The sequence below is a fragment of the Isoptericola cucumis genome (assembly GCF_014635665.1).
GTDB lineage: Bacteria > Actinomycetota > Actinomycetes > Actinomycetales > Cellulomonadaceae > Isoptericola > Isoptericola cucumis.
This window is the reverse complement of record NZ_BMDG01000010.1, coordinates 105,405-118,487: the sequence shown is the minus strand read 5'-3', so window position 1 is coordinate 118,487 and position 13,083 is coordinate 105,405. Positions and strand designations below refer to the sequence as shown.

Genomic DNA, 13,083 nt, shown 5'->3' with positions numbered 1-13,083 from the left:
CTACGGTGTGCCGGTGACGACGAACGTCCCCGCCGTGCGGGTCCTGCGCTCCGACGACCCGGAGGCCGTCCGCCTGCTCGCCGCCGGGGCTCAGGTCCAGGGGGAGTCGTGGGGCGCGCGCCTCACGGTCACGCCCGCCGTGGCCGCGACCTGCCGCGCCGCCGTGGCCGCCGTCCGCGGTGCGGGGTGGACGGTCCGCGAGCTCGTGCCCGAGGAGGCTGCGGCCCTCGTCGAGCTCGACGCCGGCGCCGCGGCGGACTACCCGGTGACCGTGGCGACCTCGCACGACGTGCCCGATGGGGCGGTGCTCGCGGCCGCGCTCGAGGGCGGGGACCGCTGGGCCTTCGGGGCGTTCGCCGCCGACGGCCGGCTGGACGCCGCGACCGTGCTGTACCCGGCGTCCGATCGGATCGACACCGACTTCACGGTCACGCGGTCGGAGGTGCGTCGCCGTGGCCTGGCGACCGCCGTCAAGGCGGCGGCGCTGCTCGCGCTCGCCGGTGCGGGGCACGTCCGCTTCGGCACCGGCGGCGCGGGCGCCAACGTCGGGTCGCGGCGGGCGAACGAGGCGCTGGGCTACGCCGTCACCGAGCGTTGGCTGCACCTCGTCGCGCCCTGACGCCGGACCGACCCGGCGAGGGTCGGCTACCGGGGCAGGGCCTTCTCGATGACGCCGACGAGCGCCGGGTCGTCGGGCACCGTCTTGGGGGAGAAGCGGTGCACGTCGCCGCCGGGGAGCACGAGGAACTTCTCGAAGTTCCACCGGACGCGGCCGGTGTGCCCGCCGTCGTCGGTGGACTTCTTCAGCTCGGCGTACAGCGGGTGGGTGTGCCGACCGTTCACGCGGACCCTGGCGAGCACGGGGAAGGTGACGCCGTAGGTGGTGGAGCAGAACTCGGCGACCTTCTCGTCGGTGGACAGCTCCTGGAGGAACTGGTTGCTCGGGAAGCCGAGCACCGTGAACCCGCGGGCGGCGTACGTCTTCTGCAGCTGCTCGAGGGTCTCGTACTGCGGGGCGAGCCCGCACCGGGACGCGACGTTGACCACGAGCACCACGTCGTCGCGGTGGTCCGCCAGGGAGGTGGTGGTGCCGTCCATGCGCTCGAACGGGATGTCGTAGAGGCTCATCCGCCCATCATGCCGCCTCATGGGGCGAGACAATGGAGGAGTGCCCGCCGATCCGACCCGCCGCGGCCCGCGCCCGCACCGGCCGCCGCTGCCGGTGCGCGACGGGCTCAACCCGACCCGCCTCGTGCTGCCCCACGACGCGGCCAGCGTCGCCCGCTACCCGACCGCGGCCGCGTACCTGCTGGACCGGTTCCCGCACGACGCCGCCCGGCTGGCCGAGAAGCTCGCGGCGGGCGAGGTCGTCACCGGGGCCGGCGCAGTGGTCGACGCGTCCACGCCGTTCGAGCCGCGCGGCTTCCTCTACCTGTACCGCGACCCGCCCGCCGACGAGCCCGAGGTCCCAGCGCTGGCGGAGCTCGAGGTCCTGCACCGTGACGACGACCTGCTCGTCGTCGACAAGCCGCACCTCGTCGCGACGATGCCCCGCGGCCGGTGGGTGACCCGCACGGTCCTGGTGCACCTGCGCGCCACCCTCGACCTGCCCGACCTGGCGCCGGCGCACCGGCTCGACCGCCCGACGGCGGGCGTGCTCGTGCTGACCGTGCGCCCGCAGGTGCGGGGCGCGTACCAGACGGCGTTCCAGGACCGCGCCGTGCGCAAGACGTACGAGGCGGTCGCGCCGCTGCCGCCCGCCGGGTCGGCGCTCGCCGACGGCCCGCAGGTGGTGCGGTCGCGCATCGTCAAGCACCGCGGCGTGGTGCGGGCGGTCGAGGAGCCCGGGGAGCCGAACGCCGAGTCCCGGATCGAGCTCGTCGCGCGCGACGAAGACCGCGGCGTCGGCCTGTACCGGCTCGAGCCGCACACCGGCAAGACGCACCAGCTGCGCCTGCACCTGGCGTCGCTGGGCCTGCCGATCCTGGGCGACACGTTCTGGCCCGAGCTGCGCGCCGACGCCCCCGACGACCCGGACGCTCCGCTGCAGCTGCTGTCCCGCAGCGTGGAGCTCGACGACCCGCTGACCGGCGAGCGCCGCCGGTTCGTCTCGCGCCGCACGCTCGCTGCATGGTCCAGGTCGTCCGCGGGGCCGGCCTCGGAGCCGGCCCCGGAGCCGGGACCGCCCGGCCGGTGAGAGAATCCATGACCGTGAGCGCCCTCGCCGTCCCCCGTGCCGCCGACCTGCCGTTCGCGGCGGAGGCGTCCGCACGCGCCGTCGTCGACCTCGTCGCCGTGCGCGACAACGTCCGCACGCTGGGCGGGTACGCGTCGGGCGCGGCGGTGATGGCGGTGGTCAAGGCCGACGGGTACGGGCACGGCATGCTGCCGGTGGCCCGGGCGGCGCTCGCGGGCGGCGCGACGTGGCTCGGCACCGCGGTCCCGGCGGAGGCGCTGGCGCTGCGTGCCGGTGGCGTCACCCCCGACCACGCGCGGGTGCTCACCTGGCTCTGCGCCCCGGGTGCGCCGTTCGAACGGCTCGTCGCCGCGCAGGTCGACGTCGGGGTCGCCGCCCCGTGGGCCCTCGACGAGGTCGTCGCCGCCGCCCGCGCCGCGGGACGGCCCGCGCGGGTGCACCTCAAGGTCGACACCGGGCTCGGGCGCAACGGGATCACGCCGGCCGACCTGCCGGACGTCGTGCGCCGCGCGGCCGCCCTCGAGGCGGCCGGGGACGTGCGCGTCGTCGGCGTGATGTCGCACCTCGCGTGCGCGGACGAGCCCGGCCACCCGTCCATCGCCCTCCAGGCGCGCGCGTTCGACGACGCGGTGTCGACGGTCGAGGCCGCGGGCCTGGCGCCGGAGGTGCGGCACCTGGCCAACTCCGCCGCCGTCCTCACCGACCCGCGGCTGCACTACGACCTGGTGCGCCCGGGCATCTCCGTCTACGGCCACAGCCCGGCCCCGGAGCTGGGGGCGCCCGGGGACTTCGGCCTGCGGGGCGCGATGACGCTGCAGGCCCGGCTCGTGACCGTCAAGGACGTCCCGGCCGGGCACGGCGTCTCCTACGGCCACCGGTACACGACGACGCAGGACACGCGGCTCGGCGTCGTCCCGCTCGGCTACGCCGACGGCATCCAGCGGCACGCGTCGGGGGGCGAGCTCGGCGTCGGCGGGCCGGTGGGCGTCGGCCGGGGGAGCGCGGCCCGGGTGCTGCGCGTGGCGGGCCGGGTCTGCATGGACCAGTTCGTGCTCGACCTGGGCCCGGCCGCCACGGAGCGGCCGGGGGACGTCGTGACCCTGTTCGGCGAGTCCGACGGCGTCGCGCGCGGCGCGCTCGTGCCGAACGCCACGGACTGGGCGCAGGCGGCGGGCACCATCAGCTACGAGATCGTCACCGGCATCGGGAGCCGTGTCCCGCGGGTGCACGTCGGCGAGCCGGAGGCGGCTGCCGGGAAGGACGCATCATGACCGACACCACCAGCACGCCGCAGGCCCGGGTGGACCTGCCCGACGCCGACGCCGCGCGCGCCCTCGGGGCGGCGCTGGCCGCCGTCCTGCGGGCGGGGGACCTGGTGATCCTCACCGGCGACCTGGGCGCGGGCAAGACCACGCTCACCCAGGGGCTGGGGGCCGCGCTGGGCGTGCGCGGCCACGTCGCCTCGCCGACGTTCATCGTCGCCCGCGAGCACCCGCCGCTGCCCCGCGCCGACGGGACCGTCGGGCCCGGGCTCGTGCACGTCGACGCGTACCGGCTCGGCGGGCTGGACGAGCTCGACGCCCTGGACCTCGACACGTCGCTCGACGAGTCGGTGACCGTCGTCGAGTGGGGGCGCGGGCTGGCGGAGGCGCTGACGGAGGACCGGCTGGAGCTCGACCTCGAGCGCCCGCGGGGCGGGGTCGACGACCCGGACGCCGACCCCGAGGCGGGGACGCGGCACGCCACCCTGCGGGGCGTCGGGCCGCGGTGGGCGGACGTCGACCTCGCGGCCCTCGTCGCGCGATAGCCGGCCGCGGGAAACGTAGGCTGGGGGCGTGGCAGTCCTCGCTCTCGACACCTCCGCAGCCGTCGCCGTCGCCCTCGTGGACACCGACGGGAGCCGGCTCGCGGCCCGCACCTCGTCCGAGCGCCGGCGGCACGCCGAGTCGCTCGCCCCGCTCGTCGCCGCCGTCCTCGACGACGCCGGTCTCGACCGCTCCGCGCTCACCGCGATCGCCGTCGGCACCGGTCCCGCGCCGTTCACGGGCCTGCGCGTCGGTCTGGTCACCGCGCGCACCCTGGCGCTGAGCCTCGGGATCGACGTCCTCGGCGTCCCGAGCGTGGACGCCCTGGCCGTGCAGGCCGTCGCGGACCTCGGCCTCGCCCCCGGCGACGAGGTGCTGGTCGCGTCCGACGCCCGCCGCAAGGAGGTCTACTGGGCGCGGTACGCCGTCGTCGCCCACGAGGGGCCGCACGGCGTCCCCGTGGTGCGCACGCTGGCCGGGCCGGACGTCGCGAAGGCCGCCGGCGTGGCGGACACCCAGCTCGCGGTCCCCGCGGCGGACGGGCGGCTCGTGGTCGTCGGCGAGGGCGCCCAGCTGTACGCGGACGTGCTCCCGCCGGACGACGACGCGCCGCTGGTCTGTGACGCCACCGTGCTCGCGCGGGTCGCCCTCGCGCGCCGGGCCGCCGGGGAGGACCTGCCCACCGAGCCGCTCTACCTGCGCCGCCCCGACGTGCAGGCCCCGGCGGGCACGTCCCGGCTGGTGCCCGCCACGGGGAGGCCGGCATGACCGCGACCGCGCGGCCCGAGGAGGGCTACACCCCCACCTGCCGGCTGCGGCCGCTGCGCAGCGTGGACTTCGACCGCGTGCTGCAGCTCGAGCGCGCCCTGTTCGGCGCAGGCGCCTGGACGTACGGCATGCTCGCGGACGAGCTCGGCGCCCTCGGGCGCTGGTACGTCGTGGCGGAGCCCGCCGGTCCGGACGCCGTCGCGGTGTACGGGCCGGGCCCCAAGCCCGTCGTGGGGTACGCCGGCCTGTGGTTCGACGGCGACGTCGCCCAGGTCATGACCATCGGCGTCGACCCCGCCTACCAGCGCCACGGCGTCGGCCGCGCGCTGCTGGACGCGCTCGTCGAGCGCGCCCGGCAGCTCAAGGCGGGTGCCGTGCTGCTCGAGGTCCGCGTCGACAACGACGCGGCGCTCTCGCTGTACGCCAAGGCTGGGTTCGAGCGCATCGGGCTGCGCCGCCGCTACTACCAGCCGGAGGACAAGGACGCCTTCACCATGCGGCTCGACCTGTCGTCCCCCGCGGCGCCCGGCGGGCCGGCGGGAGGCGCGTCGTGACGGCGGCCCGCGAGCAGGTCCTCGTCGGTGTCGACGAGCTGGTCGCCGACCTGCAGCTCGGCACCGGCCCCGACCCGGCCACCGGCGCGCCGGTGCTGCTCGACGTGCGCTGGGCGCTCGGGATGACGGACGGCCACGAGCGCTACCTCTCCGGACACCTGCCGGGGGCCGTGTACGTCGACCTGGAGACCGAGCTGGCGTCCACGCCGTCGCCCGAGCACGGCCGGCACCCGCTGCCGTCGGCCTCCGAGCTCCAGGCGTCCGCCCGGCGCTGGGGGCTGCGGCAGGGCTCGCGCGTCGTCGTGTACGACACGGTGGGCGGCACGTCCGCCGCCCGCGCCTGGTGGGTGCTGCGCTACTTCGGGCTCGACGACGTGCGGATCCTCGACGGCGGCCTGCCGGCGTGGGTGCGCGCGGGCCAGGCGCTGGAGGTCGGGGAGGTCGTGCGCGGGCCGGGAGACGTCGTCGTGCGCCCCGGGCACCTGCCGGTGCTGGACGCCGACGAGGCGGCCGACCTGGCGGAGGACGGCACGCTGCTCGACGCCCGCGCGGGCGAGCGGTACCGCGGAGAGGTCGAGCCTGTGGACCCGCGGGCGGGGCACGTCCCCGGCGCCGTGTCGGCGCCGACGGCCGAGAACCTCGCCGACGACGGGACCTTCCTGCCCGACGCGGCGCTGCGGGAGCGCTTCGCCGACCTGGGCCTCACGGCCGACCCGGGCTCGGCCGGGGTGGGCGTGTACTGCGGGTCCGGGGTGACGGCGTCCCACGAGGTCGCGGCGCTCGCCTGCGCCGGCGTGCCGGCGGCGCTGTACCCCGGCTCGTGGTCGCAGTGGTCGAACGACGAGAGCCGGCCCGTCGCCACCGGGCCGCGCCCCTAGGCACGCGCCGGAGCCGCGACATGGACGGACGAGCCATCCAGGAGCGGGCCGCCGCGCGGACCGCGGAGCTGCCGGGTGCCGACCTCGAGCACCCGTTCGGGCCCGACTGGGACGTGTTCACGGTGCGGGGCCGGGTGTTCATGCTCCAGACCCGCGTGACCGGCGAGCCGATCGTGATCGTCAAGGCGCGGCCCGCCGACGGTGCGGCGCTGCGCGAGGCCTTCCCGGAGATCACCCCGGGCTATCACATGAACAAGCGGCACTGGATCACGCTGAACGAGGGCGCCGGGATCGACCCGCAGCTGGTCGAGGACCTCGTCACGGAGTCGTACCTGCTGGTGATCGAGAAGAACCTGCCCCGGGCGCAGCGCCCCGTCGACCCCGACACGTTCGGGCAGGTCCGCGCCTGAGCCTTCGGCCCGACGCCCGACGCCCGGCCCGGTGCCGGACGCACCGCGCCCCCGGGCCGTCCGGAAGGGACGGCCCGGGGGCGCGGGGACGAACGGGGGGAGGGGACCCGATCAGAGGATCTCGGCGACCTGCTCGAACGCCAGGCGCGGGCCGCGCGGGTACGGGGAGCCCTCGCCGTCGGCGTGGCCGACGTTGATCACCATGAACGACTTCCAGCCGGAGGAGGCGAAGAACTCGGCGTCCACGCCGTCGTTGTCCATGCCGTCCATCGGGCCGGCGGCGAGGCCGGCGGCCCGGATGCCGACCATGAGGTAGCCGGCCTGGATGAGGGCGTTCTTGCGGGCCATCGCCTCGCGCGCCTCGACAGCGGGGGCGAGCTGGTCCTTCATGCCCGGGTAGATCGGGAAGAGCGTGTCGAGGTGCTCGTGGAAGGCCGGGTCGGCCGCGAGGACGAGGGAGACCGGGGCGGCCTCGACCTTCGCCTTGTTGCCGTCCGCCATGTGGGGGACCAGGCGGGCCTTCGCCTCGTCGGAGCGCACGGCCAGCACGCGCAGCGGGAGGATGTTCATCGCCGTGGGGCCGAACTTGGCCAGGTCCCAGGCGGCGCGGAGCTCGTCGTCGCTCACTTCGGCGTCGGTCCACAGCGAGGTGGTGCGGGCGGTGCGGAACAGGAGGTCGGCCACGTCGTCGCCGACGGCGAGCGCGGTCGGGTGCGTCAGGGTCTCGGTCATGATTGCCTGAACGGATAGATGCAGACGCATGATTCCTGATCGAGCGGTGACGCCCGTCACGCCGGGTGGCGGGACCGGGCCGTGACGGGCGGGGCGGACCGGCCGTGGTGCGATCATGGTCGTCATGGCCGCACCGACTCCTGGAACGACGCACGCCGGTGACCCCCTCGTCCTCGGCATCGAGACGTCCTGCGACGAGACGGGCGTCGCCCTCGTCCGCGGTGACACGCTGCTGGTCGACGCGGTCGCCAGCTCGATGGACGAGCACGCCCGGTACGGCGGCATCATCCCGGAGGTGGCCAGCCGCGCCCACCTCGAGGCGATGGTCCCCACCATCCGCCGCGCGCTGGGGGAGGCCGACGTCGACCTGTCCGAGGTCGACGCGATCGCCGTCACCGCCGGCCCCGGCCTCGTCGGGCCGCTGACGATCGGCGCGTCGGCGGCCAAGGCCCTGTCGATCGGGCTCGGCAAGCCGCTGTACGGCGTCAACCACGTCATCGGGCACGCGGCCGTGAACCAGCTCGTCGACGGCCCGTTCAGCGGGCGCACGATGGCCCTCGTCGTCTCGGGCGGGCACAGCTCGCTCCTGATGATCGACGACGTCGCGACCGACGTCACCGAGCTCGGCTCCACCCTGGACGACGCGGCGGGGGAGGCGTTCGACAAGGTCGGGCGCCTGCTGGGCCTGCCCTACCCGGGCGGCCCGCACGTCGACCGCCTCGCCCGCGAGGGCGACCCCGAGGCGATCCGGTTCCCGCGGGGCCTCACCGCGGCCAAGTTCCAGGCGAAGCACGCGGACGACTTCTCCTTCTCCGGGCTGAAGACGGCGGTGGCCCGGTGGATCGAGGCGTGCGTGGACGCCGGCCGCGAGGTGCCCCTCGCCGACGTCGCGGCGTCGTTCGCGGCCGCCGTGGCCGACGTGCTCACCGCCAAGACCATCGCGGCCTGCCGCCGGCACGACGTCGACTCCCTCGTCATCGGCGGCGGGTTCTCCGCGAACAGCCAGCTGCGCGAGCTCGCCGCGAGCCGGTGCGCCGAGGCGGGCATCGAGCTGCACATCCCGCCGATCCGCTACTGCACGGACAACGGGGCGATGATCGCGGCGCTCGGCTCCGCCGTGGTCCGGGCCGGTGTCGCGCCGTCGGACCTCGACGTCCCCGTCGACTCCTCCATGCCGATGGCGACCATCACGGTCTGACCGACCGTCGGCACCGGCTCTCGCCCTGCGGAAAAGGCCTTCGTCGCCGAGGGAGGGCGTCGGTAGCGTCGCGGCCGTGCACACCGATCTCCCGACGATCCACCAGCACCCGCTCGCGTACCTCGTCGGCCTGGAGGGCGTGGCGCTGATGCGCGCCTTCGCCGGCGAGCACGACCGCGCGTTCGTCGAGGCGCGGCTCGCCGACGTCCGCGCCCTGCTCGACGCGGCCGAGGGCCTCGGCCCTGGTCACGACGTGCCGCCGATCGATACCCGGGAGGGTTACCGCCACTGGGCTCCCCGGTACGACGCCGGGCCGAACGGGTTCTGGGGGATGGAGGAGCCGCTGGTCCGCCCGCTTCTGGAGCGGGCCGAGCCCGGCGTCGTGATCGACGCCGCGTGCGGCACCGGCCGGCACACCGGGTGGCTGGTCGAGCAGGGGCACGAGGTGCTCGCCTTCGACACCTCTCGCGACATGCTCGAGATCGCCCGCGCGAAGGTCCCCGGCGCCCGGTTCGCCGAGGCGGACCTGCACGACCTGCCGGTGCCGGACGCCTCCGCCGACCTGGTGGTCGTCACGCTCGCCCTGAGCCACGTGCGGGACCTCGGCCCCGTGTTCGCCGAGGTCGCGCGCGTGCTGCGGCCGGGAGGCCACCTCGTCGTCTCCGACACGCGCGGTTATTACATCGGGTCGCCGCTGTACCCGCTCGTCGAGGGCGCGGACGGCGAGTTCGGCTACATCCCGAACTGGCGGCACGCGACCAGCGAGTACCTGCAGGCGGCGCTGCCCGTGGGCCTGGCTCCCCGGTTCTGCAGGGAGTACGCCGGGGGAGGGGCCGACGACGCCGACGGCGGTCGCGACTTCACCGCCGCCGCCCACGACGGGACGGGCGGCTTCGACCCCGCCTCGGACCTGGAGCTCGCGGACCCGTCCAGGCCCCCGAACGTCTGGGAGATGATGCCGTGGGTCGAGGCCGCCGCACGCTCGGCCTACGCCGGTGCGCCGGTGCTCATCGTGTGGGACTTCGAGCGGGAGTAGCTACCCGGTCGCGGGGAGAGGGCGGCCGGCGCGCAGCTCCGCCACCAGCGAGCTCACGACGGCCTCCAGGCCGTCCGCGCCGCCGCCGTGCGCCGCGGCGACGGCGCGCTGGCGCTGGTACGACGCGCCGGCCCGCAGGATCTCGTGCACGCCGTCGAGCTCGGCCGCGCAGCCCAGCCGCTCGGCGACCGGGGCGAGGTCGTCCAGCAGGCGCGGGAGGGCGTCCGTGACGAGCTCCTCGTTGCCCGCGTCGTCGAGGATGATGATCGCGTCGAGCCCGTACCGGGCCGCCCGCCACTTGTTCTCGTGCACGAACCACGGCGGCATGGTCGGCAGCGTGCACCCCTCGTCGAGCAGGGTGGACATCCGCTCGACCAGGCAGTGCACCAGCGCGCCGATGGTGGCCAGCTCGCCCGCGTTGGACGTGCCGTCGCAGATGCGCACCTCGACGGTGCCGAAGTGCGGCGCCGGGCGGACGTCCCAGCGCACCTCCGTGAAGTCGTCGATGACGCCCGTGTGCAGCATGTCGTCGACGTACCGCTCGAGCTCGGACCACGCGGCGAACTGGTACGGCAGCCCCGCCGTGGGCAGCTGCTGGAAGATCATCGTCCGCATCGACGCATAGCCGGTGTCGTCCGCACCGAAGAACGGGGAGGAAGCCGACAGCACCTGCAGGTACGGCAGGTGCACCAGCAGGGAGTTCACGATGGGCAGCACCTTGGCGCGGTCCTCGATGCCCACGTGGGCGTGCACGCCGTAGACGATCTGCTGGCGGCCCAGCACCTGTGCCCGGTCGACGACGGTGGCGTACCGCTCCTTGTCGGTCACCTTCTGCTGCGCCCACTGCGCGAACGGGTGGGTGCCGGCGCCCATGAGCTCGACCCGCATGGGGGCGGTGATCTCGCGGATCGCCTCGATGCCCTGCTCGAGGTCGGCGACGGCGTCGGGCACCGTGCGCCGCACGTCGCTGATCACCTCGAGCGTGTTGCGCAGGAACTCGGGCTTGACGAACCGGTGCCGGGCGTCGTCGGTCAGCGCGTCGATGACCGCGGGCGCCACCTGCCGGAGGTTGCCCGAGTCGGCGTCGACCAGGGCGAGCTCCCACTCCAGGCCGACGCTCGACCGCTCCGAGGGGGCGAAGTCCAGCACCATGTGGGCAATGCTTCCACGCGCACCGACGATCGAGCCCGTCGAGACCGCCTCACGGCAGTGACGAGCGCCTCAGCCGGCGAGCGGTTCGACGACGAGCACGTGCTGCGCGCCGTCGATCCGCGTGAGGACGAGCGTGGCCTCGGCATCGCCCCGGAGGGAGAGCTGGGAGCGCAGCTGCTCGGGCGTCACGGCGGTGCCGCGCTTCTTGATCGTCACCCGCCCGACGCCCCGCTCGCGGAGGTAGGCCTTGAGGCGCTTGAGGCTGAACCCCATGACGTCGAGCACGCGGTAGCCGGTGGCGACCGGCGGCGCGCCGTCCGCGGGGGCCGGCGCGGGCTGGTCGGTCGTGACGTAGGCGATGGTGCGGTCCAGGAGCCGCCCGCCCAGCTCGGCCGCCGCGTGCGCCACCAGCCCGGCGCGGATGACCGCGCCGTCGGGCTCGTAGAGGTACCCGCCGACGGCGCCGACGTCGGGGACGAGCTCGTCGCCCGGGCCCGTCCGCAGCACGCGCGTCGCCGTCCGGCTGCCCCCGGCGCCGTCCGGCACCGCGGCCAGGACGAGGGCCGAGCGTCCCGGACCGTCCGGGGCGAGGGGGCCGAACCAGAGCCCGGCCTCCACGACGTCGCCGTCGACGGACACCCACTGCGTCTCGGCGTCGTCGGGCAGGCCCTGGTGGGGGATGCCGGGGCCGACCTTGATGCCCAGGGCGGGCACCTGCGTGCGCAGGGCCCACACCGCGTCCAGCGGGGGAGCGTAGGCGGCGGGGTCGAACACGCGCCGCCCCCCGCGGGTACGCCGCGCCGGGTCGGCGTACACGCCGTCGACGCCCTCGGCCGCGAGGTCGAGCGTGAGGCCGTCGGTGTGCCGCACCTCCGCCTCGGGGAAGTGGCGCAGGTTGACGGTGGCCGCGGCGGCGGTGACCTCGTCGACGTCGGTGGCGAGCACCTGGAGGCCGACGCCGGCGAACGCGAGCGCGTCGGCGCCGATCCCGCTGGTGAGGTCGGCGACCTTGGTGACGCCGGCCGCGAGGTAGCGACGGGCGTGCAGTGCCGCCACGACGAGCCGGGTGGCCTGCTCGAGGCCGTCGGGGGTGAAGAGCATGCCGTCCGCGAAGTCGCCGAGCTTCGCCCGGGCCTTGGCGCGCAGCCGCGACTGGGTGAGCGCGGCGGCAGCCAGCTCCGGGTCGACGCCGTCCGCCCGCAGCCGCGTGGCCAGCGCCATCGCCTGCTTCTCGTCGTACGGCGGCAGGGCGTTGAGCAGGGCCCACCCCTCGGGACTGAGCAGCCTGGCCAGGGAGGGGGTGTCCATCCGTCCATCGTCGCAGGTGTCGCGGGGCTGTCGGTCGACGGGCCGGTGACGCCGGTGACGGGGCGTGCCGGGCGCGACGCTCTCGGTGAACTTCTGGCACTCGACTTGTCAGAGTGCTAACGGCTGCCTAGATTTGTCGTCAGCGACCGCAGGCTGTCACCGGCACCCGCGACGACGGCCAGCCGCCGGGCGCGAGATCAGTCCATCACGCACCGCGAAACAAGGAGGTCCGACGTGTCGGTCCCCATCAAGCCGCTCGAGGACCGGATCGTCGTCAAGGCCATCGAGGCCGAGACCACGACCGCTTCCGGCCTGGTCATCCCGGACACCGCCAAGGAGAAGCCCCAGGAGGGCGAGGTCCTGGCAGTGGGCGACGGCCGCTTCGACGACAAGGGCAACCGTGTCCCGGTCGACGTCAAGGTCGGCGACAAGGTCATCTACAGCAAGTACGGCGGCACCGAGGTCAAGTACGCCGGCGAGGACTACCTGGTCCTCTCGGCGCGCGACATCCTCGCCGTCGTCGTCGGCTGACACAGCCGCACGACACGCTGCAGACGCGAGAGCCCCGCACCGGTCCGGTGCGGGGCTCTCGCGCGTCCGGGGTGGGCCCGCGGCGCGTGACGGTGTCGGTCGGCGTGCCCAGGTGCACGTCGTCGGTGCGTGGTGCGGTGCCCGGCAGGTCGTGCTCGGCCGGTCGTGCTCAGCCGGTCTTGCGTGCGGCGCCGGCGAGGATGGACGACCGCTCGTCCTCGCTCAGCCCGCCCCAGACGCCGTACGGCTCGCGCACGCGCAGCGACTGCTCCCGGCACTGCAGCATGACGGGGCAGCTGCGGCAGATCGCCTTGGCGGCCTCGGCCCGCCGTCGTCGGGTGGACCCCCGCTCACCCTCGGGGTGGAAGAACAGGGTGTCGTCCGCGTCGCGGCACGAGCCCTGGTACTGCCACTCCCACAGCTCCATGACCGGTCCAGGCAGCCTCGAGATCTCCGTCATGGCGAACAACCTACAAGTTGTGCAGAAGTTGTTCAATACCCGGTGTCCTGCGGA

16 protein-coding genes are annotated in these 13,083 nt (G+C 75.2%); 11 read left to right on the top strand and 5 right to left on the bottom strand.

Translation table 11 applies throughout. From position 1 onward, the window contains the following. Positions 1 to 13 precede the first annotated feature (13 nt). Positions 14 to 619: an acetyltransferase gene (locus IEW03_RS14775; protein WP_188524468.1), complete on the top strand. Its 606-nt coding sequence runs from the start codon at positions 14 to 16 to the stop codon at positions 617 to 619. A 26-nt stretch (positions 620 to 645) separates the two neighbouring features. On the opposite strand, the gene IEW03_RS14770 is transcribed toward IEW03_RS14775, so the two are convergent. Further along, positions 646 to 1,128: a glutathione peroxidase gene (locus tag IEW03_RS14770; protein WP_188524467.1), complete on the bottom strand. Its 483-nt coding sequence runs from the start codon at positions 1,126 to 1,128 to the stop codon at positions 646 to 648. Positions 1,129 to 1,168: 40 nt separating this feature from the next. On the opposite strand from IEW03_RS14770, the gene IEW03_RS14765 reads away from it, so the two are divergent. From IEW03_RS14765 to IEW03_RS14735, 7 genes are read left to right on the top strand one after another with little or no spacing between them, the layout of a single operon-like run. Continuing rightward, the gene (locus IEW03_RS14765; RefSeq protein ID WP_229738172.1) at positions 1,169 to 2,197 is read left to right on the top strand and encodes a pseudouridine synthase; all 1,029 of its coding nucleotides are present in this window, start codon (positions 1,169 to 1,171) and stop codon (positions 2,195 to 2,197) included. 8 nt (positions 2,198 to 2,205) lie between these two features. Then, positions 2,206 to 3,468 carry an alanine racemase gene (gene alr, locus IEW03_RS14760; protein ID WP_188524465.1) on the top strand — a complete coding sequence of 421 codons (1,263 nt, stop codon included), beginning with the start codon at positions 2,206 to 2,208 and terminating at the stop codon, positions 3,466 to 3,468. Further along, the gene (gene tsaE, locus IEW03_RS14755; protein WP_188524464.1) at positions 3,465 to 4,004 is read left to right on the top strand and encodes a tRNA (adenosine(37)-N6)-threonylcarbamoyltransferase complex ATPase subunit type 1 TsaE; all 540 of its coding nucleotides are present in this window, start codon (positions 3,465 to 3,467) and stop codon (positions 4,002 to 4,004) included. Before alr ends, tsaE begins: the two co-directional genes overlap by 4 nt. Before the next feature lie 28 nt (positions 4,005 to 4,032). Continuing rightward, entirely contained in the window at positions 4,033 to 4,770 is a 738-nt protein-coding gene (gene tsaB, locus IEW03_RS14750) for a tRNA (adenosine(37)-N6)-threonylcarbamoyltransferase complex dimerization subunit type 1 TsaB (protein WP_188524463.1), read from the top strand. Beyond that, positions 4,767 to 5,324, top strand: coding sequence for a ribosomal protein S18-alanine N-acetyltransferase (gene rimI, locus IEW03_RS14745; RefSeq protein WP_188524462.1), 558 nt, complete (start codon positions 4,767 to 4,769; stop codon positions 5,322 to 5,324). The genes tsaB and rimI overlap by 4 nt, the downstream gene beginning before the upstream one ends. Next, the gene (locus IEW03_RS14740; RefSeq protein ID WP_188524461.1) at positions 5,321 to 6,202 is read left to right on the top strand and encodes a sulfurtransferase; all 882 of its coding nucleotides are present in this window, start codon (positions 5,321 to 5,323) and stop codon (positions 6,200 to 6,202) included. The genes rimI and IEW03_RS14740 overlap by 4 nt, the downstream gene beginning before the upstream one ends. Before the next feature lie 20 nt (positions 6,203 to 6,222). After that, complete coding sequence (locus IEW03_RS14735; RefSeq protein WP_188524460.1) at positions 6,223 to 6,612, top strand: MmcQ/YjbR family DNA-binding protein; 390 nt, start codon at positions 6,223 to 6,225, stop codon at positions 6,610 to 6,612. A gap of 111 nt (positions 6,613 to 6,723) precedes the next feature. On the opposite strand, the gene IEW03_RS14730 is transcribed toward IEW03_RS14735, so the two are convergent. After that, the gene (locus IEW03_RS14730; protein ID WP_188524459.1) at positions 6,724 to 7,344 is read right to left on the bottom strand and encodes a malonic semialdehyde reductase; all 621 of its coding nucleotides are present in this window, start codon (positions 7,342 to 7,344) and stop codon (positions 6,724 to 6,726) included. Positions 7,345 to 7,468: 124 nt separating this feature from the next. Here IEW03_RS14730 and tsaD point away from each other — a divergent pair, with 124 nt between their 5' ends. Together tsaD and IEW03_RS14720 are read left to right on the top strand one after the other, a co-directional pair. Beyond that, positions 7,469 to 8,542, top strand: a complete 1,074-nt coding sequence (gene tsaD / locus IEW03_RS14725) for a tRNA (adenosine(37)-N6)-threonylcarbamoyltransferase complex transferase subunit TsaD (protein ID WP_188524458.1) — start codon at positions 7,469 to 7,471, stop codon at positions 8,540 to 8,542. Positions 8,543 to 8,618: 76 nt separating this feature from the next. Then, the gene (locus IEW03_RS14720; protein WP_229738160.1) at positions 8,619 to 9,578 is read left to right on the top strand and encodes a class I SAM-dependent methyltransferase; all 960 of its coding nucleotides are present in this window, start codon (positions 8,619 to 8,621) and stop codon (positions 9,576 to 9,578) included. On the opposite strand, the gene IEW03_RS14715 is transcribed toward IEW03_RS14720, so the two are convergent. Both IEW03_RS14715 and IEW03_RS14710 read right to left on the bottom strand, forming a co-directional pair. Continuing rightward, positions 9,579 to 10,730, bottom strand: coding sequence for a glutamate--cysteine ligase (locus tag IEW03_RS14715; protein WP_188524457.1), 1,152 nt, complete (start codon positions 10,728 to 10,730; stop codon positions 9,579 to 9,581). A 69-nt stretch (positions 10,731 to 10,799) separates the two neighbouring features. Then, positions 10,800 to 12,038, bottom strand: coding sequence for a class I SAM-dependent methyltransferase (locus tag IEW03_RS14710; RefSeq protein ID WP_188524456.1), 1,239 nt, complete (start codon positions 12,036 to 12,038; stop codon positions 10,800 to 10,802). Positions 12,039 to 12,272: 234 nt separating this feature from the next. Here IEW03_RS14710 and groES point away from each other — a divergent pair, with 234 nt between their 5' ends. Further along, positions 12,273 to 12,569 carry a co-chaperone GroES gene (gene groES, locus IEW03_RS14705; RefSeq protein WP_188524455.1) on the top strand — a complete coding sequence of 99 codons (297 nt, stop codon included), beginning with the start codon at positions 12,273 to 12,275 and terminating at the stop codon, positions 12,567 to 12,569. A gap of 169 nt (positions 12,570 to 12,738) precedes the next feature. Here the strand turns inward: groES and IEW03_RS14700 are convergent, their stop codons facing one another. Continuing rightward, positions 12,739 to 13,029, bottom strand: coding sequence for a WhiB family transcriptional regulator (locus IEW03_RS14700; protein WP_188524454.1), 291 nt, complete (start codon positions 13,027 to 13,029; stop codon positions 12,739 to 12,741). Between the last annotated feature and the right edge of the window lie 54 nt (positions 13,030 to 13,083).